We start from the raw sequence: 20,552 nt of genomic DNA, 5'->3' as shown, positions 1-20,552 counted from the left end.
TCGTGAACAACCTGCCTTCGCGCGCGCCTCGACGCGGTCGCCGCCGCCTGTCCGCGACCATCGTGGCCGTGGCTTCGGCGGCTCTGCTCCTGTCCGGTTGCACCTCCGCATCCAACGCGGCCGTCGACGTTCCGGCGATGGCAGACGGAAAATTGGACGACTCCACGGTGCTGGCCATCAAGGACGCCGTCACCACGACGATGACGGGGTACGGCGCCAGCGGTGCGATCGTCGGCGTCTGGGTGCCGTGGAGCGGTCAGTGGGTGTCCGGACTCGGCACCGTCGCGACCGGTTCGGACACGAAGGTCACCACCGACATGTCCTTCCGCGTCGGTGAGGTCACCCGCCAGATGACGTGCGATGCGCTCTACGCGATGGCGGAGAAGAACATCGTCAAGCTGTCCGACCCGATCACCAAATACGTCATCGGGGTTCCGAACGACAAGGACATCACGCTGAAGATGCTCTGCGACGGTACGTCCGGCATCGCCCCACTTCCCGCCGCGATCACGGCGGACTTCCTCCGCACCCCGGATCGGCAGTGGCGCCCGCGCGAGCTCGCCAGCTTCGGCCTCGGTTCGGGGGTCACCAACGCCCCGGGAGAGAAGTTCTCCGACGCCGGCACCGGTTATCTTCTGCTGGGCCTCGCTCTCGAGCAGGCGTCCGGCATGTCGGCGCAGGAATACCTCTCGGAGTACGTGTTCCAGCCGCTCGGGCTGTCGAACACCGCGCTGCCCGAGGCGGCGCCGGCCAAGCCCACACCCGCTCCGGCGCTGACCGGTCAGATTCTGGTGAAGGGTGCAGACGGGGCGGTCAACTGCGCCGAACCCACGAACGTCACCGAGCTGTCGGCTTCCATGGGGTACACCAATGCCGGGGCCACGTCCACGATCGAGGACCTGGGAAAGTACACCCGGGCGATGGCCGCGGAGACCCTCACCGGCGGCAAGGACTCGCGGTTCGCGGACGCGCCACCGATCAACCCGAACACGAGCTGGTACGCCGCAGGTGGTGGCTCCTTCATCGTCGGTGGTCTGATCGGGCAGATGGGCCAGATGCCCGGGTACGTCACAGCGGCGTATTCGGAGCCGAAGACGGGTCTCACCGTCGCCGTGGTGCTGAACGGCGGAGGCGCCTCGCGTGCGACCGCGCAGTTCCTCTCCTGGGAGATCGCGGCGCTCGCGTCCAAAGCACCGGCCGCCAGCGGTAAGACCGCACCGGAGTTCGGCCTGCCCTTCACCGCGGAGCAGTACGCGACAATTCTGGCCGGCGCTGCGACCTGCCCCGTCCCGGCGAAGTAGCGAACCGGTGCGTCATCGGCTCGGCGAGCCGGTGACGTGAGACTCGACTCGGTGACGGCTTCGCGCTGCCGCTGCGCTCAGCGCACCCGGGTGACGGTGAACTGCTCGCGCGGGTGCGCGTAAGCTTCCTGCGACTCGACCAGCTGCAGCTCGCGCGCGCCGGAATCCAGGGTGTTCTGCAGCAGATCGAAGACGCTGGAGACCGTCCGGCTGAGCGCGGTCGCGGCGGATCCGGTTTCGACGTAGTGAGCGGTGAACAGTGCGGCGGTGACATCGCCGGAGCCGTTGGCCTTCATCGGCAGGTGGGGGGTCTGGACCAGCCACGCTCCGGTGTCGTCGGCGGCGAGCATCTCGATCGTGCCCTCCGGGCGGTCCGGACGCTCGACGCTGGTGACCAGCACCGTGCGCGGACCGAGCGCGCGGGCCTTGTCCACGGACGCCAGGGTGGATTCCAGGGTGTCGGGTTCGGTGTCCGTCAGGAAGCCGAGCTCGAACTGGTTCGGGGTGATGATGTCCGCCTGCGGCACCACCTTCTCGCGCAGCAGCACCGGGATGGCCGGGGCCACGAAGCAGCCGGATTTCGCGTTGCCCATCACCGGGTCACAGGCGTACACGGCGTTCGGGTTCGCGGCCTTCACGCGGGCGACGGCGTCGAGGATGACCTCGCCGATGCCCTCGCCACCCTGGTACCCGCTCAGCACGGCGTCGATCTCGCCGAGCACCCCGCGCTCCTCGATGCCGGTGATGATCGCGCGCACGTCCTCCGGGTCCAGCAGCGGTCCGCGCCAGGCGCCGTAGCCGGTGTGGTTGGAGAAGTTCACCGTCGGGACGGGGAGGACCTCCACGCCGATCCGCTGCAGCGGGAAGACGGCGGCGGAGTTCCCGACATGACCGTAGGCGACCGCGGACTGGATCGAGAGGATCTTCATCCGTCCATGATCGCACTTCGCGCGCGGTGCGCGTGCCGTCGGGTCAGTCGGTCGGGTCGGCCGCGCAGACGATTCCGTCGGAGGTCACTTCAAGGCGCGCGTCCGGGTCGAGGGCGGCGAGGATGCGCAGCGAGAGGTCGGCCAGGTCCTGCACGCCGTCGGCGTCCAGGCGTCCCAGCACCAGGTTGCGGACCGCGGCCGTGTGCAACGGCCGGGCGCGCTGGAGCAGGGTGGCGCCGGCGGCCGTGAGGACGGCGTTGGTGGCGCGTCCGTCCGCCTCGCACGGCATCCGGGTGGCGAACCCCTTCCGTTCCAGGGAGTTCATCACGCGGGACAGGCGTGGGAGTGTCGCGTTCGTCTTCGCCGCCAGCGCGCTGAGGCGCAGACGCTGGTCCGGGGCCTCGGCGAGAGCGTCCAGCAGGCTGAACTCGAAGGCGGTGACGCCGGCGGGCGACAGTTCCTTGTCCAGCGCCGCCGGCAGCAGTTCCAGCAGCGCCTGCAGGCGCGCGATCGCCACCCGCTCGGGCTGGGTCAGATCGGCGCTCATGTCCCCAGTCTATCGTTCGTTGCACCTGCAAGCATTGGGGCGTCGGTGCTCCGTGCCAGACTCGCGGGGTGCAGGTGAATGACATGCGTCCGGAGTTCGTGCGATTCCAGTCCGCCGTGCCGAACCGGCGTGGCGGATTCCCCGGGGTGTTCGGCCTGGCGAACGCACTGGCGCGGAGCGGTCGACTGGACGGCGCCGATCATGCCTGGTGGCGCTCGTCCAATGACTGGGCGGATGCGGCCTATCCGGACCCGGAGGTCGTCCAGCCCGGGTGTTACGACGCAACGCGCAATCCCGGCGCTCGGGCGTGGTTCCGCGCCTCGGCGAGCGAGCTGCTCACGTTCACGCGCGGCTACCTCGACCTGCTGGACCGCCACGACGTCGCCTGGGTGCAGCTGCGCACGACCTCGCCGGGGCGCATCGTGTACGAGGACGACGTGCAGGTCATTGCGGCACCGTACACGCAGGACGAGTGGCCGTTCCCGCCGCGTCCGTCCTGACCCGGCGCTTTGGTTGCAGGTGCAAAGCAGACGCTGCTGTGCGCGGTTCAGGCCGGTGGCCTGGCGGCGATGGACGCCGGCGCGCTCACCCGTGCCCACGAGCTCGAGGCGATCGGCTTCCTGCAGCTGACCCTGGCCGCGTCCGAGAAGATCGGCTGGACCGGCGGCTTCTCCCTGCAGAAGTAATCCCCTCCCGCGAGACACCCAGGCACGTCCGAAACACCGCGCAATGCGGGGTTTCTCGGACGTGCCTGGGTGTCTCGGGATCAGGTGGCGGCGAACAGGGGGGCCAGGTTCTCGTTCCAGACGTCCACGCCGAGCTTCACGATCAGCGCGGCCACGATCACCAGGAACGCGGCGCGGATGAAGCCCGTGCCCCGGGCGATCGCCATCCGGGAGCCGAGGTAGGACCCGGCGACGTTGGCGACACCGAGGACCAGGCCGAGCGGCCAGATCACGGCGCCGTGCGGGATGAACAGCAGCAGGGCGCCGAAGTTCGTCGCCCAATTCACGATCTTCGCCTTCGCGGAGGCCTGCAGGAAGTCGTAGCCGACGAGTCCGACCAGAGCGATGACGAGGAATGTGCCGGTGCCGGGCCCGATCATCCCGTCGTAGAAGCCGATGACCAGCCCCACCACCATCGCCAGACCCAGGTGGCGCTTGCCGGTGAATCGCAGCGCCGCTTCGCGGCCCATCTTCGGCCGCGCCGCAGTGAGCACCGCGACCACGACGAGGGCCACGATCACGATCGGCTTGAACGCGGACGCGGGCAGGATCGTCGCGACGAACGCCCCGCCGAATGAGCCGCACAGCGCCACGAACGCCATCGGCAGCGCCGTGCGCAGGTCCGGCCGGGCCCGGCGGAAGTACGTGATGCTGCTGGTGGTCGTGCCGAAGATCGACGCGAGCTTGTTGGTCGCGAGGATCTGGGCGGGCGCGAGTCCCGGGATGAGCATCAGGGCCGGGAGCTGCAGCAGCCCGCCGCCGCCGACGACGGCGTCCACCCAGCCGGCGAGGAACGCCGCGGCGAGGATGAGGATGAGCAGACCCGTCGTCAGCTCCTCCGCACCCAGCACCCATCGAGCCTACTCTCGCCCGCGAAACACCCAAGCGTGTCCGAGACCTCGCGCAGTGCGGGGTTTCTCGGACGTGCCTGGGTGTCTCGGGTCAGGACGGGCGCGTGGTGGGGGCGTCGATCTCGGAGGCGGGACCGAGGCGGTGCCAGCGTCGGTTCACGTACGCGAGCGCCTCCGTGGTGTCACCGGCGGTCACATCGCGGTTCATGCCGGCCTGCAGCACGCGTGCGGCGATGACGGTGGAACCGTCCGCGTCGATGGTGTCGATGATGCTGCACCGCAACCAAGCGCGCACGTTGTGGAACACGGTCTCGCCGGTGGAAAGGCGCGTCCACGCCGAGGTGTCGGCGAACCGGTCGATTCCCTTGGTCGCCCCAGTCTGCGCCAGGTCGAGGTCGAGGACGTCGAGCAGGTGGACGACCACGGTGTCGGCCTGGACGATCACCTTCGTCGCGGAGGACATCGTGGTGACGGAGAACATCAGCAACGGCGGATCGGCGTTCACGGACGCGACGGAGGTCGCGGTCAGCGCGACCGGTCCGTCGCCCGCGTCCGCGGTGATGACAGCCACGCCACCCGGGTGACCGCGGAAGGCGGCCTTGAAGAGCTCGGCCGTGACGGCGGGATCTTCGTGGGGGGCGTCGGGGTGCAGCTGTTCGGGGAAATCGGGTGCCATCCTTCGACCGTATCCCCGTCCGAGAGGCGCCCGGCCCGATCAGGCGTCGTCGAGGGCGCGGAGGTCCTTGCGCAGGATCTTGCCGGCGGAGGACTTCGGCACCGCGTCGATGAATGCCACGCGGCGGATCTTCTTGTACGGCGCGACGCGTTCGGCGACGAAGGACTGCACCTCTTCGGCCTCCAGACCCGAGTCCGGGGCGGCGACGATGAACGCCTTCGGGATCTCCTCGCCACCCTCGTCCAGCACGCCGATCACGGCCGCATCCATCACCTTCGGGTGCTGCAGCAGCAGGGCCTCCAGCTCCGCGGGAGCGATCTGGTACCCCTTGTACTTGATCAGCTCCTTTGCGCGATCGACGATCGTGAAGTAGCCGTCGCGATGAGCGGTCGCGACGTCGCCGGTGTGGAGGTAGCCGTCCTCATCCAGCGCCTCGGCGGTCGCGTCCGGCCGGCCGAGGTAGCCGGACATCACGTTCGGGCCGCGCAGCCACAGCTCGCCCGGTGCGGTGTATCCGTCGTCGCCGAACTCGGTGATCTCCGCGCCGGTGTCCAGGTCGATGAGCTTCGCGGTCATGTTCGGCATCATCATGCCGATCGAGGACACCGGGGTGACTTCGTCCGAGGAGGGGATCATGTGCGACACCGGGCTCATCTCGCTCATGCCGTAGCCCTGCCGGACGGACGCACGGATCCGGGTGCCGGCCAGCCGCGCGGTGTCGCCGTCCAGGGGCGCGGCGCCGGAGAACACCGTGCGGACGCTGGAGATGTCGTACTGGTCCACGATCGGGTGCTTGGCCAGGGCCACGGCGATCGGCGGGGCGATGAAGACGTAGGTGCAGCCGTAGTTCTGGATGTTCTCCAGGAACTGGACGAGGTCGAACCGCGCCATCGGAACCAGACTCGCGCGACGCTGCAGTGCGAGGTTCAGCAGCACGGTCATGCCGTAGATGTGGAAGAACGGCAGGACCGCGAGGACCCGGTCATCGGCGTTCAGGTCGTTCAGGTCTCGCGCCTGCGCCACGTTCGCGACGAGGTTGCGGTGCGTGAGCATCACGCCCTTCGGCAGGCCCGTCGTGCCGGACGAATAGGGCAGCACCGCGAGGTGCGTCGTCGGATCGAAGGACACGTCGGGGGCGGGAGAGCCTTCGGTCAGCAGCTCCCGCAGGTTCGGGTGCCCGTCCGCGCCGTCCAGGACGATCAGGTGGTCGGCGGGGATGCCCTGCTTCTCCGCGGCCGCCTGCGCCTGCGGCAGCAGCGCGGACACGGTGATCAGCCACTCGGCGTGCGCGTCAGCGAGCTGCTTGGCGATCTCATCGGCCGTGTAGAGCGCGTTGATCGTCGTCACCGTCGCGCCGGCGCGCAGCGCGCCGTGGAAGACGGTGGCGAAGGCGGGCACGTTCGGGCTGAGCAGGCCGACCACGGTGTCCGTCGTGACGCCCCGGGCGGCGAGTGCGCCGGCGAACGCCAGAATCTGGGCGGACAGGGCCGCATAGGTCGTCTCGGCACCGGAGGCGGGATCGATGAACGCGATGCGCTGTGCGTCCTCGTCGTTGAGGTCGGAGAAGAGGTAGTCGTACAGGCTGACGTCGGGAATCTCGACATCGGCAAAGGGGCTCTCGAACACGGGTACTCCATCATCGCTCGCGGGATGACCGCTCCGGCCTCGTTACCGGTGCCATGGATTCTGACACTGAATCCCAGGCCGTGTCAGGAGGGCACCGCCATCTGGGGGTAATACCGGCCGGTTGCGCTCTCCGACGGCCCGATGACACGGTGGGTCAGTGACCTCACCCGCCCCGACAGTGGACACCGTGGTGAGTCTGCTGCATGGGCAGGCTCCCGACCTCGCCGATCGTCCGGTGCGCGGGCTCGCCGCATCCGGCAGCAGCAACGTCGTGTTCCGTCTCGGCGAGGACCTGGCCGTCCGTCTGCCGCGATCGGACCGATACGTTCCCGACCTGCGAAATGAGGTGCGGTGGCTGCCGGTTCTGGCACCGCACCTCCCGACCACGATTCCGGAGGTCGTGGTCGAGGGGCGCCCGACGGAGGCGTTCCCCCGGCCGTGGACCATCGTGTCGTGGGTGTCGGGCGACCTGCCGCTGGAGCTGGATGCCGCGCAACAGGTCCGGCTCGCGGAGACCCTCGGCGCGTTCCTGCGGAGCCTGCACGCGATTGACGCGACGGGCGTGCCGTCCGGCCCCGACGAGTGGGGATATCGCTGCGGGGAGCCGGTCACCGAGGAGAGCGACCGGTGGGTGGCGGAGGCGGCCGCGGAACTCGCCGACGTGTTCGACCCGGCGCGCGTGCATGAGGCGTGGCGGCGACTGCGGTGCGTTCCTCCGGCGTCGGCGGGGCCGTCCTGCGTGCACACCGATCTGTCCGTGGAGAACCTCCTCGTCGACGCGGACGGCGCGCTGTCCGGGGTCATCGACTTCGGCGGTGTGGGTGTGGGCGACCCGTCGGTCGACCTGCAGTACGCGTGGAGCATGTTCGACGCCCCCGCACGGGAGGTGTTCCGGTCCGCGGCCGGGGCGGATGAGGCGACGTGGGCGCGGGCGCGCGCGTGGGCGTTCGGGGGACCGGGGCTGTCCACGCTCGCGGGCTACCGGCACAGCATGCCCGAGCGGACGGCTCGGCTCACGCGGATGGTCGAGGCGGTCGCTGCGGAGGTGGGAATCCGGTTGCGCTGACGCGTGTCCGGCATGTCGAGGCTGTGGCTGCGGACGTCGGGATCCGACTGCGCTGACGCGTCCGTGTCATCGCTCGTGCGCGTCCTGACACTTCCAGGATATCGCGGGGGTGGGGGCTTGCGGCAAGGCCCCCGTAGGGGCGCAGAATGGGACCCTTTCGCCGTCGTCACACCCCCAGGAGATGACTCATGCCCCTCGCATCCACCACCGTCTTCGCCCTGCCCGCCCACCTGTCCGCCAAGGACGATCCCACCCTCATCGCCGCGGACGAGCGCCGCCTCGCCGCCGTCGGTGTCGCCCTCGCCGCTCGCCTCGCCGATCTCGAGCACCGCCTCGCCGTGGCCCTGGCCACCGCCACCCGCGCCGGGCAGGAGGCGGTGGAGCGGGACCAGGCGGTGCGTCGACTGAGCTCCGAAGCGCGCGTGCTGCGTCGCTTCGGGCTGGATCTGTGCCTCGGTCGCATCGAGCCCGCCGATGGCGGCGAGTCGCTGTACATCGGCCGTCTCGGGCTCGTCGATGAACGCGGCGAGCGCCTGCTCGTGGACTGGCGTGCGCCCGCGGCCGAACCGTTCTTCGCCGCCACGTCCGCTCATCCGATGGGGCTGCGCTCGCGGCGGCGCTATCGCTGGGGTCGGGGGAAGGTCGTGGACTACTGGGACGAGACGTTCACCGGCGAACGCAGCGGGATGGCGCTCGATGACGACTCGGCGTTCCTGGCCACGCTGGCCGACGCGCGCGGGTCGAGGATGCGGGACGTCCTCGGCACGATCGCGACGGATCAGGACGCCATCATCCGATCCGATTCGTCCGGGGCGCTCGTGGTGGACGGCGGCCCCGGAACGGGCAAGACCGTCGTGGCCCTGCACCGCACCGCGTACCTGCTCTACGCGGACACCCGCGTGCGCGATCGTACGAACGGGGTGCTGTTCGTCGGCCCCCACCAGCCGTACATGGCCTACGTGGACGACGTGCTGCCCGGCCTCGGGGAGGACGGTGTGCTGACCGTGACTCTGCGGGACCTGGTCACCGAGGGTGCTGAGGCGGGGGAGGAGACGGATCCGGGCGTCGCCGCGCTCAAGGACGGTGCGGACTTCCAGCGCCTGGTCGAACCGTTGGTCCGGACGCTGGAGAACGCGCCGGATGATGACGTCCACGTCGAGACGGAGTGGTTGGACGTCGTGATCCGTCCGGCGGATTGGGAGGCCGCGTTCGACGCGGTCGAGCTCGGTGCGACGCACAACGAGGCGCGCGATCAGGTGCGCGACACCCTGGTGGCGCTGCTGGTGCGGAGGTACGCCGACGAGGACCTGCCGGGGATCCTCGTCCACCGTGAGCTCACGGCGAGTCCGGACTTCCGGGCGGCGCTCGACGATGCCTGGCCGGTTGTGGAGGCCGCAGAGCTCGTCTCCCGTCTGTATGCGGAATCCGGGCTGCTCGAACGGGTGGGGCCGTGGCTCTCCACCGCGGACATCGCGCTCCTGCGCCGGCCGGCCCCGGCGGCGTGGACGACGAGCGACCTGCCGTTGCTCGACGCCGTCCGTCTCCGGCTCGGCGATCCGCGGGTGTCCGACGTGGCCCGCGCACGGGCGGAGGCGCTCGCGGCTGACCGGGACGTGATGGATCGCGTGGTCGAGGCGCTGCAGGAGTCCAACGAGATGGACGACGGCGAGGGCGTGTTCTCGATGCTGCGCGGCGATGACCTGCGCAGCGCTCTCGTGGACGAGGACGCCACTCCGCAGCTGTCAGAGGACGCGCGGGCGGGAACCTTCACGCACATCGTGGTGGACGAGGCGCAGGAGCTCACCGATGCGCAGTGGCAGATGCTGATCCGACGGTGCCCGTCACGGAGCTTCACGATCGTCGGCGACCGCGCGCAGGCGCGACGCGGGTTCCGCGAGACGTGGGCGGAGCGGTTGGCGCGCGTGGGTATCACGCGTCTGACCGAGCGGGAGCTCACGGTGAACTACCGCACGCCGGCCGAGATCATGGCGGTCGCCGAACCGGTGATCCGGGCGGCGCTCCCGGACGCGAACGTGCCGGTCTCGATCCGGTCCGGCGGGGTCCCGGTGCGCCAGGGCGCGCCGGAGCGCCTGGACGAGATCCTCGAGCGGTGGCTCGCCGAGAACCCGGAGGGGGTCGCCGCGGTCATCGGCGCGAAGCCGCGTACGACCTCGCCGCGCGTCCGCACGCTCACCCCGATGCTGGCGAAGGGTCTCGAGTTCGACCTGGTGATCGTCGTGAACCCGGCGACGTTCGGGTCCGGTGTGACCGGCGCCGTGGACCGCTACGTCGCGATGACCCGCGCCACCCGCGAGCTCGTGATCCTCGGGCCCTGAATCAGGTGAGGTGGTCGTACTCACCGGAGACCCACCGGGCGTAGCGGTCCGCCGAGCGCAGCACCACGGCGTCCGCATGCTCCGGAACGCGGAGCTGGAAGTTGCTGTACAGCCGCTCGAACGCGAACCGGTCGGTGACGTGCGCGGCCACCCGCCGCACGACGGCGGCGGACAGCGGGATCCGGTTCGGGAAGGACCGGAGGAACGTGACGCCGCCGTCCGGCGTCGCGAAGATCGTGTCCCCGGCGAGCAGGACCCCCGCGCCGTCGGCACCGATCGTGTGGACGACGGCGCTGCCGGGAAAGTGTCCGCCGGTCTGGGTCGCGCGCACGCCGGGGACGATCTCGACGTCCGCGGTCCACAGCTGCAACCGCGCCGGACGCCGCTGCAGCCACCCGGCGTCCACCTCAGCGACCCAGACGGTCGCCTCGAACGCGTCGGCATACAGCGACTGCACGCCGAACATGTGCGGGTGCGTCGGGACGATCGCGGCGATGCCGCCGAGGTCCCGGATGGCCGCGACGGTCGCGTCGTCGATGAAGGCGGGGACGTCGACGAGCACGTTGCCACCGGGCGTGACGATGAGCTTGGCCTCCTGAGCGATCCCGGTGACGCCGGCCGGGACCAGACCCCAGATCCCCGGTTCCCGTTCGCGCAGCGTGATCGCGCCCCCGCGGGCGTCCGCCACACGGGTCCACACCTGCCCGGTGTCGGCGGGCACGTACTGCCGCTCGTCGGCGCAGATCGGACAGACGCCGGACGGGGTGTCCGTCTCGACCCCGCAGGCACCGCACTGGGCGACGGAGAAGCGCGATGCGCCGCCTCCATCGGAGCTGCGCATCGTCGTCATGTCAGCGGACGACTGCGGTCGGGGAGGTGAGTCCGGTCAGCACCTCGTGGCTGATCGAGCCGAGGAGGAAGCGGGCGATCGCGCCGCGGCCGTGCGTGCCGACCACGGTGAGGGTGGCGCCGCGTCCGGCCTCGAGCAGGACCTCGGACGGGTAGCCGCTCTCGACGCGGATCTCCACGTCCAGGCCCGGGTGGTCCTGGCGGAGCCCGGCGACGGCGAGCGAGACCGACTCCTGAGTGAGCTCCTGCATGCTGTCCAGGTACTCGCTGGTGATGATCACCGGGCTGGTGGTGAACTCCAGCGGGGTCCAGACGCCGATCGCGATGAGCTTCTCATTCAGGCGCGCGGCCTCCTCGGCGGCGAACCGGACGGCGGCCTCCGAGGTCGGCGAGCCGTCGACGCCGACGATGACGCCGGCGCGCTCCGCCTCCGGAGCCTCCGGGATCACGACGACCGGGCAGGAGCTGCCGGCGGCGACGCGGACGCCGTGCATGCCGCGGTGGCGGCCGGTGCCCGGACGGTAGTCGCTGCCGAGGACGACCACGGACGCGTTCTTCGACGCGGCGGTGAGCTCGCGGACCGGGTCGCCACGGCGCACCTCGGTGGTCACGGTCAGGCCGATCTCCGTGAGGTCGGCCGCCTCGCGCGCCAGGTACGTCTCGGCGGCTTCAGTCAGCGCCTCGATGACCGGTCCTTCGCCGACCGCCCCGGTGGCGCCGCCGACGATCGTCAGCAGGTGCAGCGGGTGCTTGTGGGAGATGGCGCGAGCGGCACCCCAGGCGAGGGCGCGGCGACCCGCGTCGGAGTCCAGCATGCCGATGACGATGGGGGCGCTCATGGCGGTCCTTTCGGTGGATGAGGCGGGGGCCTCCCTCCGAGCATGCCCGGCGGACGCGTCGCCGTCCAGTGTCGGGAACCGGGACAAATCCATCGACGAAACGGACGGGCCGCACCTCGTCAGGTGCGGCCCGTCCGTTTCGTGTCGGTCAGTCGACCTGCGTGGCGAAGGCCTTGGGGTTGTCCTTCAGCCACTGCTTGATGGCCTCGGGCTCCTTGCCCTCGCCGAACTTGTTGACGACGAGGTCTTCCAGCGAGCCGTACTGGTCATCGTCCAGCTTGATGCCGGCGATCAGGTCGGCCGCCTCGGGGAACTTCTCGGTGAAGCCCTTGGCGCCGAGGAAGTGCATGCCCTCCGGCTTGCCCATGGCGCCCTTCGGGTCCTTCAGGTCCTTGATCGGGAACGCCTGGTTCGCCCAGAACGGACGCCACAGCGTGACGACGATGTCCTCCTTCTTCTCCGTCGCCTTCTTCAGCTCGGTGAGCATCGCAGCGGTGGAGGAGGTGACCAGCTCGAACTTGCCCTCGAGGCCGTACGCCGGCATCATCACGGTCTCGGTCTGGTTGGTCAGCCCCGCGCCCGGCTCGATGCCGATGATCTTGCCGTCGAACTTGTCGGCGTTGGCGGCGAGCTGGTCGATCGAGTCGATGTCGGTGTACTCCGGCACCGCGATCGTGAGGCGCGCGTTGTCGTTGTACGTACCCAGGTCCTCGATCTTGCCGTCGTACTTCTCCATGTACTTCGCCTGGGTCAGGTCGGGCCACGCGGACGCGAAGACGTCGATGTCGCCCTGCGCGACACCCGCGTACAGCGGACCGGCATCGGTGAGGGTCTGCATCTTGACGTCGTAGCCGATCTTCTCCAGCTGGTTCTGCAGGAGGTTGGCCATGGACAGGCCGTCCGTCCACGACGGCATGTAGCCGATCGTGATGGTGCCCTTGTCGCCCGAGGCGTTGCCGCCGTCGGAATCCTTGCCGGCGCCGCCGCCGGCGCATCCGGCGAGGGCGAGGGCCGCGGCGGTGCCGAGGGCCGCGAGAGCGGTGAGGTGACGAAGCTTCATGTGTGTACGTCCTTTTCGTATCGGATCTCTGGTGCTGTATGGGTTCGGGTTCAAGCGGGGACGGCCACCGTGGCGGCGGCTGCACGTCGGCGGTCGTTGCGACGGCGGGACAGGATGCCGAGCAGCGACGAGCGATAGGCGCTCGGGTTGCCGAGCGCGGCGGACAGGCGGTCCAGGTACACGGCGATGATGACGACGCCGAGTCCGGCCTCGACACCCTTGGCCGTGTTGACGGTCGAGACGGCCTCGACCACGGACTTGCCGAGTCCGTCGGCGCCGGCCATACCGGCGATGACGGCCATCGACAGCGACAGCATGATGACCTGGTTGACGCCGGCCATGATCGTCGGCAGAGCGAGCGGGAGTTGGATGCCGCGGAGGATCTGTCCGCGCGTGGCACCGAACGCCTCACCGGCCTCGACGGTCTCGCCGTCCACGCCGCGGATGCCGAGCTCGGTCAGGCGCACGCCCGGAGGCAGAGCGAAGATGACGGTGGCGACGAGGCCCGGGACCACGCCGATGCTGAAGAACACGATGGCCGGAACCAGGTAGACCATGCCGGGCATCGTCTGCATGAGGTCGAGGATCGGCTTCACGACGGCGCGCACGCGGGCGCTGCGGGCGGACCAGATGCCCAACGGCACCGAGATGACGACCGCGACGACGGCGGCGACCAGGACGAGCGCGAGCGTCTGCATCGCTCCCGTGAACACGCCCATCGCGGCCATCAGGGTGAACGAGAGCAGCGTCCCGACGCCCAGCTGCCACGAGCGGAACATCCAGCCGAGGAGGGCGGCGACGACCGTGACGGCCCACCAGGGCGTGTCCACGAGGACGTCAGAGAGGCCGTTGACGAGGAACTTGATCACCATCGTGATGAAATCCAGCAACCACTCGAGGTTCACCTGAACCCAGTCGACGGCGTCGGCGACCCAGTCGCCGATCGGAATGCGGAAGCCGTCCATCAGCGCACCTCCCTCTCGGTCCGACCCGCTTCGGACGGCGGCGCCGTCTCGTCGAGGATCGCGTTGATCTCGCTCGTCTCCAGCGGCTGCAGCGGCAGCGTGAGCTCGTCGGTCGCCGTCGGGCCGGGGCCGAGGGCGGCGAGCAGGGTGATGCGCGGGATGACGCCGACCAGGCGCCCGTTCGCGTCGGTGACCGCGAGCGGCAGCACCGATTCGACCGCGGGGACGAACAGGTCCATCAGCACGGACGACTCGTCCACGCTCTGCGGGACCGGTTTCAGGATCGAAGACAGCGAGTTCACGCCACGGCGGATGAGCTTGACGGCGTCGCGGTCGGTGACGATGCCGCGCAGGATGCGGTCGCGGCCGACGACGTAGACCGCCGAGGTGAAGTTGTCACGCATCTCGCGAAGGGCGGTGCGGGGGCCGGCGGATTCGGCCACGACGGGGCGCGGGCGTTCCATGACGTTGGCGGCGGTGAGGACGCGGGCGCGGTCCACGTCCTGCACGAACTGCTCGACGTAGTCGTTGGCCGGATCGGTGAGGATGTCCTCAGGCGTGCCGATCTGGACGATCCGGCCGTCGCGCATGACAGCGATGCGATCGCCGAGGAACATGGCCTCGTTGAGGTCATGGGTGATGAAGACGATGGTCTTCTGCAGCTTCTGCTGCAGCTCGATCAGCTGCTCCTGCATCTCGCGGCGGATCAGCGGATCCAGCGCGCTGAACGCCTCGTCCATCAACAGGATGTCGGTGTCGGCCGCGAGGGCACGGGCGATGCCGACGCGCTGCTGCATGCCGCCGGAGAGTTCGGACGGAAGCATCTCGCCCCAACCGTCCAGGCCCACGAGCGACAGGATCTCCTGGGCACGGGTCAGGCGTTCGTCCTTGCCGACGCCCTTGAGTTCCAACGGGTAGGCGACATTTGCCGCGACCGTCCGGTGCGGCAGGAGGGCGAAGTGCTGGAACACCATCGAGACGCGGTCGCGACGGATCTCCCTCAGCCGAGCGGGGGACGCGGCGGTGATCTCGTCGGAACCGATGGTGATCGTCCCGGCGGTCGTGTCGTGCAGGCCGTTCAGCATGCGGATCAGCGTGGACTTCCCGGAACCGGACAGGCCCATGATCACGAAGATCTCGCCGCGGTTGACGGAGAAGCTCGCATCGATGACGGCGGCGGTGCCGGAATCGCGGACGTCGTCGCGCGATTCTCCGGCCTTCAGTCGCTCCACGGCCTGCCGTGGATTTCGTCCGAAGACCTTGTACAGATGGTGCGCCTCAAGAGCGATTTCGGTCACGTTTCCCCTGCGGCCCGCCGGTGTCGGGTGCGATGCCGCTTCGGTTACGCCCGGGTGATGACCACGTGGCCGCTCGACGTGCGTGCTGGCGACTCGGGCTCCGGATTCGGCTCCGGGCAAAGGTCATGACCGTACGCCCACATCACGACGATTCAGCACGATTCGACGAAGGATGCGGCCGCGGACTGGTCTTTCAGGCGTGGTGCCTGACACTCCAACGTAGGCAGGTCCTCGCGAGCGGGGCAAGTCGCTGCATGAAGCACATCACGGGCGTTCGCCCCGGAAATCCGGGCCTCGCGGGCTCCGTTGCGCGGTCGGTGGGCGCCGCCGCGATCCCTGTGGTGGTGGGGGATGCCTCGTCTTTCGTACGCGCACGTTTTCGCGTCCGCGCGATCATCGGATGAGCCTCGTTCCGCGTCAACGAACATGAGCGGAATCTCATATGAGACGCCCGTCCGCACGGTGCGGGGTTGCTAGCCGGGCGGAAGGGTGCCATCCGGCGCGATGAGCTCCAGCAGCCGGACCAGCTGGGTGCCGGAGACGTCCGGATGCTCCGGATGCCACTGCACACCGAGCGCCGGGGCGCGCTCGTGGGCCAGGGCCTCGATGACGCCGTCCGCGGCTCGAGCGATCACGCGCAGGCCTTCGCCGACATCGCGTACGGCCTGGTGGTGGGTGCACAGCGCGTCCTCGCCGTCCAGCAGATCGGGGTCATCCACCGCGGCGCGGGACACCCGGGTGCGGACGTACGGCGAGACGCTGCGGGCTCGGTGCCCGTGCATGTGCTCGACGAGGGTTCCGCCCAGGGCGACGTTCAGCAGCTGATGCCCCCGGCAGATCCCGAGCAGGGGGATGCCCGTGGCGATCGCCTGTTGGATCACCGCGATGGCGATGGCGTCGGCGCGTGGCTCATGGTGTCCGCTACCGGGATAGACGGCGCGCCCGCCGTACAGTGCCGGGGTGACGTCCTCACCACCGAGCACGACCACCGCGCCCGCGCCGGCAGCCCGATCGAGGATCTGGTCGTGCTCCGCGTCGGCCGTGGCGACCAGCTCGACACTCCATCCCGCCGCCGTGGCGCCGGCGCGGAAACCCGCGTTGAGGTCGTCGAGCAGCACCTGGTAGTGGGGTGCGTGCGGGCGATCGTCGCGCACGTGCAGGGCCAGCAGGGGGCGCATCCGCTTCTCCGTTCGAACGGTCGGACGCCGCGCGGGGGCTCGCGGCGTCCGACCGGGTCAGTGGGTCAGGGCGTAGTCGGGCTCGGTGACGGGATCGTCGGAGACGCCCCCGTCCGCCATCACGTAGCCGGACTCGCCGTGCAGGGCCAGGTCGACGCCGGCCAGCTCATCCTCGCTGCGGACTCGGAAGCCGATGGTCTTCTCGACGACCCAGCCGATGGCGTAGGCGGCGACGAACGAGCAGACGAGGACGACGACGGAGGCGAGCGCCTGGACCCCCAGCTGGTGCAGGCTGCCGGTGTCCAGCAGACCGATGCCCTGGCCGAAGATGCCGATGTAGAGAGTGCCGAACAGTCCGCCGATCAGGTGGATGCCGACGACATCGAGAGAGTCGTCGAAGCCCCAGCGGTACTTCAGCTCCACGGCCCAGGCGCACAGGGCTCCGGCGACGAGGCCGAGCACGAGCGCCCACCAGGGCGTCAGGATGTTGCATCCGGGCGTGACGGCCACCAGCCCCGAGATCGCGCCGGACGCGGCACCGATCGAGGTCGGCTTGCCGTCCTTCAGCTTCTCCACGACGAGCCAGCCGACGATGCCGGCCGCCGGGGCGGCGATGGTGTTGATGAAGGCGAGCACGGCGGTTCCGTCGACGGCGGCGGCGGAACCGGCGTTGAAGCCGAACCAGCCGAACCACAGCAGGGCGGCCCCGAGGAGCACGAGCGGAACGCTGTGCGGCTTGTGCGCGCCCTTGGCGAAGCCGATGCGGCGGCCGAGGACGAGCGCCAGAGCGAGGGCTGCGGCCCCCGCGTTGATGTGGATCGCGGTCCCACCGGCGAAGTCGTTGACGCCGAGCGCCGGGCCCCACCCGTCCTTGAGGTTGAACACCCAGTACGCGACCGGGAAGTAGACCACGACGACGAAGATCGCGACGAAGAGCATCCAGCCGCCGAAGCGGGCGCGGTCGGCGATACCGCCCGAGATCAGCGCGATGGCCAGGATCGCGAAGGAGCCCTGGAACGCGGCGAACGCGAGTCCGTTCGCGTCCGGGTGCAGCGCCCCGGAACCGTCCATGCCGAGGAAGGACTGCAGACCCCAGTCCGCGAACGGGTCTCCCAGCCAGCCCGGAATCAGCGGCTTGCCGAACGCCATCGAGTACCCGAACAGCACCCACAGCACCCCGACGAGGCCCATCGCGCCGAGGCTCAGCATCATCATGCTGACCACGGACTTCGCCCGCACGAGGCCGCCGTAGAAGAAGGCCACCCCCGGGGTCATCAGCAGCACGAGCGCTCCCGACACCAGCAGCAGCAGCGTGTTCACCTGGCCCGAATCATCCATCACGGCCCTCCGATCGTCTCGGATGCCAAGATTCCACGGCGACGATTCCCCATCGTGACGTGGTTGTTTCGAGTGTGTTTCGACCGCTCGGGGCGCCGCCGGTCGGAGGTGCCGGGTTGAATCGGTGCCTGTGTGTTTCGACCGCTCGGGGCACCGCCCGTCGGAGGCGCCGGGTTGAATCGGTGTCCGTGTGTTTCGGGTGCTCAGGACTCCGGGAGGTGGGCGTCCCAGTCCTCGAAGACGAGGAAGGTGCGGGTGGTCTTGACCCCGGCGAGCGCCTGGATCTGCTCCAGGACGATGCGGCGGAGGTCGCGGTTGTCGCGCGCGCGGACCAGGACCAGGACGTCGAACTCGCCGCCGACGAGCGCGACGTGCTCGATCGCCGGCATCGCGATCAGCCCGGAGCGCAGCTCCTGCCACTTGGTCTGGTCGACCCACAGTGCGACGTAGGCGGAGGCGTGGAAGCCCTCGCTGACCGGATCCGTCTGCACGCGGTACCCGGTGATCACGCCGGAATCGGTGAGGCGCTTGATGCGCGCGTAGGCGTTGGCGCGGGAGACCGCCGCCTGCTGCGCGATCACGTTGATGGAGGCGCGCGCATCCCGGCGCAGGGCGCCGAGGATCGCCCGATCGACGTCGTCCAGGACGTGGGACATCGGTTGTCATCCTCTCGACAGAAGGTGAGACGAATGCGTCATTCGTGGGCCCGGAACGCGCAGAACGTCTCGCGTGTGGCGCCCAGGCTATCCGATCGCCTCGCCGTGAGCCACGCTGGGTGTGTCTTGTCCATCTCGACGACGTGATGATCACAGGAGACACCGTGACGGCACCAGCAGAGACCCTGCTTCCCCGGGACGAACCGGTCCGACTCATCGACCCGTCCGGCACACTGCGCGACGATGCCGAGTACCCGACACCGGATGTCGCTGACCTGCTCGCCGCGCACGCCGCGCTGGTGACCGGACGGCGCATCAACGAGCAGTGCTTCGCCCTCGTCCGGCAGGGGCGGCTGGCGGTATATCCGTCCTCGCACGGCCAGGAGGCCTGCCAGGTGGCGGCCGCACTGGCGCTCGCAGACGGCGACTGGATGTTCCCGACGTACCGCGATTCGGTGTCCGTGATCACCCGCGGAGTCAGCCCGGCCGAGGCTCTCGTGCTGCTGCGCGGTGACTGGCACGGCGGCTACGACCCGCACGAATACCGGGTTGCGCCGCAGGCGACGCCGCTCGCGACCCAGCTGCTGCACGCGGTCGGACGCGCGCACGCCGCGACGCTGCAGGGCGAGGACATGGTCGTGCTGGCGATGTGCGGCGACGGGGCCACCAGCGAGGGCGACTTCCACGAGGCGTTGAACTTCGCCGCCGTGTTCCACCTCCCCGTGGTCTTCTTCGTGCAGAACAACGAGTTCGCCATCTCGGTTCCGCTGTCCCGCCAGACCGCGGCCCCGTCCCTCGCGCATAAGGCGATCGGCTACGGCATGCCCGGTGAGCGCGTGGACGGAAACGACGTCGCGGCGGTGCTCGCAGTGCTGCGCTCGGCGGTGTCTCGGGCCCGGGACGGCGGTGGACCGACGCTCGTCGAGGCGCACACCTACCGGATGCTCGCGCACACGAACGCCGACGACGACACCCGGTACCGGGAGCGCAGCGAGGTCGCGGCGTGGGTCGAGCGCGACCCGCTGCTGCGCTCGCGGGCGTACCTGCGAGAGGTCGGCGCGCTGGATGACGTGACCGAGGAGCGCTTCACCGCGGACGCCGAGCGCGTGGCCGCTGCCCTGCGGGACGCCATGAACGCCGAGGTCGAGCCAGACCCGGAGGACCTGTTCCGCTTCGTCTACGCCGAGCGTCCGCAGCACCTGCAACGGCAGTGGATGGGCCTGCAGGACGAGATCCGCCGCGATACCGAGGGAGTCGAATGATGACGATCGCAGAACTGCACGCCGAGGCGCCGTCCGGAACCACCGAGACTCTGACCATGGCGGCCGCGCTGAACCGGGCGCTGTCGGACGCGATGCTCGCCGACCCGTCCGTGCTGGTGTTCGGTGAGGACGTCGGCACGCTCGGTGGTGTGTTCCGCGTCACCGACGGCCTGGCCGCGACGTTCGGCGAGAAGCGCTGCTTCGACACCCCGCTGGCCGAGTCGGGGATCATCGGCACCGCGGTGGGCATGACGATGGGCGGCCTGCGTCCGGTCGTGGAGATGCAGTTCGACGCCTTCGCGTACCCGGCGTTCGAGCAGATCGTCAGCCACGTCGCCAAGCTCGCCAACCGCACGCGCGGCGCCGTCCGGGTGCCGATGGTGATCCGCATTCCGTTCGGCGGTGGCATCGGTGGGGTGGAGCACCACTGCGATTCGTCCGAGGCGTACTACGCGCACACCGCCGGCCTGACCGTGGTGTGCCCGTCGACCCCGCAGGACGCGTACAGCCTGCTGCGTGCCGCGATCGAGCACCCGGACCCGGTCGTCTTCCTGGAGCCGAAGAAGCTGTACTGGAGCGCGGGTGAGGTGGACACCACGCACGTCGCGCGCATCGGGGAGGCGGCGATCGCGCGGAGCGGGACCGACGTCACGCTGGTCACCTACGGCACCTCCGTCGGTATCGCGCTGGACGCCGCGGAGGTCGCCGCCTCCGAGGGGCGCAGCGTGCAGGTGCTGGACGTCCGGACCCTCACACCGTGCGACGACGAGACGATCTTCGCCGCCGTCCGCGGGACCGGACGCGCGGTGGTGATCGCGGAGGCGGCCGGTTTCGCCTCGGTCGCCAGCGAGCTCGCGGCGCGCATCGGGGAGTACTGCTTCGAGTTCCTCGCAGCTCCCGTGCGCCGGGTCACCGGCTTCGACATCCCCTACGCGCCGCCGAAGCTCGAGCGGTTCACGCTGCCCGACGTCGATCGGGTCCTCGACGCGATCGACAGTCTGAACTGGGGTGACGAATGATCGCGCCTGGTGTGGTTGTCCGGGTGCTGGA

The 20,552-nt window shown here is 69.8% G+C and carries 20 protein-coding genes; 7 read left to right on the top strand and 13 right to left on the bottom strand.

Going from position 1 to position 20,552, the window contains the following annotated elements; translation table 11 throughout:
* Positions 1-2: 2 nt before the first annotated feature.
* The gene (locus tag BN1193_RS14795; protein ID WP_230206519.1) at positions 3-1,301 is read left to right on the top strand and encodes a serine hydrolase domain-containing protein; all 1,299 of its coding nucleotides are present in this window, start codon (positions 3-5) and stop codon (positions 1,299-1,301) included.
* Positions 1,302-1,378: 77 nt separating this feature from the next.
* Here the strand turns inward: BN1193_RS14795 and pdxY are convergent, their stop codons facing one another.
* Positions 1,379-2,230 carry a pyridoxal kinase PdxY gene (gene pdxY, locus BN1193_RS14790; RefSeq protein ID WP_040167624.1) on the bottom strand — a complete coding sequence of 284 codons (852 nt, stop codon included), beginning with the start codon at positions 2,228-2,230 and terminating at the stop codon, positions 1,379-1,381.
* A 43-nt stretch (positions 2,231-2,273) separates the two neighbouring features.
* Positions 2,274-2,777, bottom strand: coding sequence for a MarR family winged helix-turn-helix transcriptional regulator (locus tag BN1193_RS14785; RefSeq protein WP_052460835.1), 504 nt, complete (start codon positions 2,775-2,777; stop codon positions 2,274-2,276).
* Positions 2,778-2,845: 68 nt separating this feature from the next.
* On the opposite strand from BN1193_RS14785, the gene BN1193_RS14780 reads away from it, so the two are divergent.
* Both BN1193_RS14780 and BN1193_RS14775 read left to right on the top strand, forming a co-directional pair.
* Entirely contained in the window at positions 2,846-3,277 is a 432-nt protein-coding gene (locus BN1193_RS14780; RefSeq protein WP_230206518.1) for a hypothetical protein, read from the top strand.
* Between the two features lie 9 nt (positions 3,278-3,286).
* The gene (locus BN1193_RS14775) at positions 3,287-3,463 is read left to right on the top strand and encodes an oxidoreductase (protein ID WP_326845056.1); all 177 of its coding nucleotides are present in this window, start codon (positions 3,287-3,289) and stop codon (positions 3,461-3,463) included.
* An 80-nt stretch (positions 3,464-3,543) separates the two neighbouring features.
* On the opposite strand, the gene BN1193_RS14770 is transcribed toward BN1193_RS14775, so the two are convergent.
* The 3 genes from BN1193_RS14770 to BN1193_RS14760 form a co-directional block, all read right to left on the bottom strand.
* Entirely contained in the window at positions 3,544-4,353 is an 810-nt protein-coding gene (locus BN1193_RS14770; RefSeq protein WP_040167619.1) for a TSUP family transporter, read from the bottom strand.
* A 91-nt stretch (positions 4,354-4,444) separates the two neighbouring features.
* A complete protein-coding gene (locus BN1193_RS14765) occupies positions 4,445-5,029 on the bottom strand; it encodes a flavin reductase family protein (protein WP_052460834.1) in 585 nt (194 codons plus the stop codon).
* A 39-nt stretch (positions 5,030-5,068) separates the two neighbouring features.
* On the bottom strand, positions 5,069-6,655 hold the full coding sequence (locus tag BN1193_RS14760) for an AMP-binding protein (protein ID WP_040167618.1): 1,587 nt from the start codon (positions 6,653-6,655) through the stop codon (positions 5,069-5,071).
* 157 nt (positions 6,656-6,812) lie between these two features.
* Between BN1193_RS14760 and BN1193_RS14755 the strand changes: the two genes are divergently transcribed.
* Positions 6,813-7,721 carry an aminoglycoside phosphotransferase family protein gene (locus BN1193_RS14755; RefSeq protein ID WP_094770561.1) on the top strand — a complete coding sequence of 303 codons (909 nt, stop codon included), beginning with the start codon at positions 6,813-6,815 and terminating at the stop codon, positions 7,719-7,721.
* Positions 7,722-7,909: 188 nt separating this feature from the next.
* Positions 7,910-10,057, top strand: a complete 2,148-nt coding sequence (helR, locus tag BN1193_RS14750; protein ID WP_040167614.1) for an RNA polymerase recycling motor ATPase HelR — start codon at positions 7,910-7,912, stop codon at positions 10,055-10,057.
* Between the two features lies 1 nt (position 10,058).
* Here the strand turns inward: helR and BN1193_RS14745 are convergent, their stop codons facing one another.
* The 8 genes from BN1193_RS14745 to BN1193_RS14710 form a co-directional block, all read right to left on the bottom strand.
* Positions 10,059-10,907 carry an MBL fold metallo-hydrolase gene (locus tag BN1193_RS14745; RefSeq protein WP_040167611.1) on the bottom strand — a complete coding sequence of 283 codons (849 nt, stop codon included), beginning with the start codon at positions 10,905-10,907 and terminating at the stop codon, positions 10,059-10,061.
* A gap of 1 nt (position 10,908) precedes the next feature.
* On the bottom strand, positions 10,909-11,745 hold the full coding sequence (locus BN1193_RS14740; RefSeq protein ID WP_040167610.1) for a universal stress protein: 837 nt from the start codon (positions 11,743-11,745) through the stop codon (positions 10,909-10,911).
* Positions 11,746-11,893: 148 nt separating this feature from the next.
* Positions 11,894-12,805, bottom strand: coding sequence for a glycine betaine ABC transporter substrate-binding protein (locus tag BN1193_RS14735; protein ID WP_040167609.1), 912 nt, complete (start codon positions 12,803-12,805; stop codon positions 11,894-11,896).
* 50 nt (positions 12,806-12,855) lie between these two features.
* Positions 12,856-13,770, bottom strand: a complete 915-nt coding sequence (locus tag BN1193_RS14730; RefSeq protein ID WP_040167607.1) for an ABC transporter permease — start codon at positions 13,768-13,770, stop codon at positions 12,856-12,858.
* Complete coding sequence (locus BN1193_RS14725; protein WP_040167606.1) at positions 13,770-15,068, bottom strand: quaternary amine ABC transporter ATP-binding protein; 1,299 nt, start codon at positions 15,066-15,068, stop codon at positions 13,770-13,772. Before BN1193_RS14725 ends, BN1193_RS14730 begins: the two co-directional genes overlap by 1 nt.
* A 473-nt stretch (positions 15,069-15,541) precedes the next feature.
* Positions 15,542-16,246: a gamma-glutamyl-gamma-aminobutyrate hydrolase family protein gene (locus BN1193_RS14720; protein ID WP_052460833.1), complete on the bottom strand. Its 705-nt coding sequence runs from the start codon at positions 16,244-16,246 to the stop codon at positions 15,542-15,544.
* A gap of 57 nt (positions 16,247-16,303) precedes the next feature.
* A complete protein-coding gene (locus BN1193_RS14715) occupies positions 16,304-17,584 on the bottom strand; it encodes an ammonium transporter (protein WP_052460832.1) in 1,281 nt (426 codons plus the stop codon).
* Positions 17,585-17,787: 203 nt separating this feature from the next.
* Positions 17,788-18,240, bottom strand: a complete 453-nt coding sequence (locus tag BN1193_RS14710; RefSeq protein ID WP_195907880.1) for an Lrp/AsnC family transcriptional regulator — start codon at positions 18,238-18,240, stop codon at positions 17,788-17,790.
* Positions 18,241-18,386: 146 nt separating this feature from the next.
* Here BN1193_RS14710 and pdhA point away from each other — a divergent pair, with 146 nt between their 5' ends.
* Together pdhA and BN1193_RS14700 are read left to right on the top strand one after the other, a co-directional pair.
* Complete coding sequence (pdhA, locus tag BN1193_RS14705) at positions 18,387-19,502, top strand: pyruvate dehydrogenase (acetyl-transferring) E1 component subunit alpha (protein ID WP_052460831.1); 1,116 nt, start codon at positions 18,387-18,389, stop codon at positions 19,500-19,502.
* Positions 19,502-20,521 carry an alpha-ketoacid dehydrogenase subunit beta gene (locus BN1193_RS14700; RefSeq protein ID WP_052460830.1) on the top strand — a complete coding sequence of 340 codons (1,020 nt, stop codon included), beginning with the start codon at positions 19,502-19,504 and terminating at the stop codon, positions 20,519-20,521. Before pdhA ends, BN1193_RS14700 begins: the two co-directional genes overlap by 1 nt.
* Positions 20,522-20,552 lie beyond the last annotated feature (31 nt).

This window comes from Microbacterium gorillae, from assembly GCF_000826185.2.
Taxonomy (GTDB): Bacteria; Actinomycetota; Actinomycetes; order Actinomycetales; family Microbacteriaceae; genus Microbacterium; species Microbacterium gorillae.
Note: the sequence above shows the minus strand (reverse complement) of the source record. Positions and strands in the feature narration are given on the sequence as shown.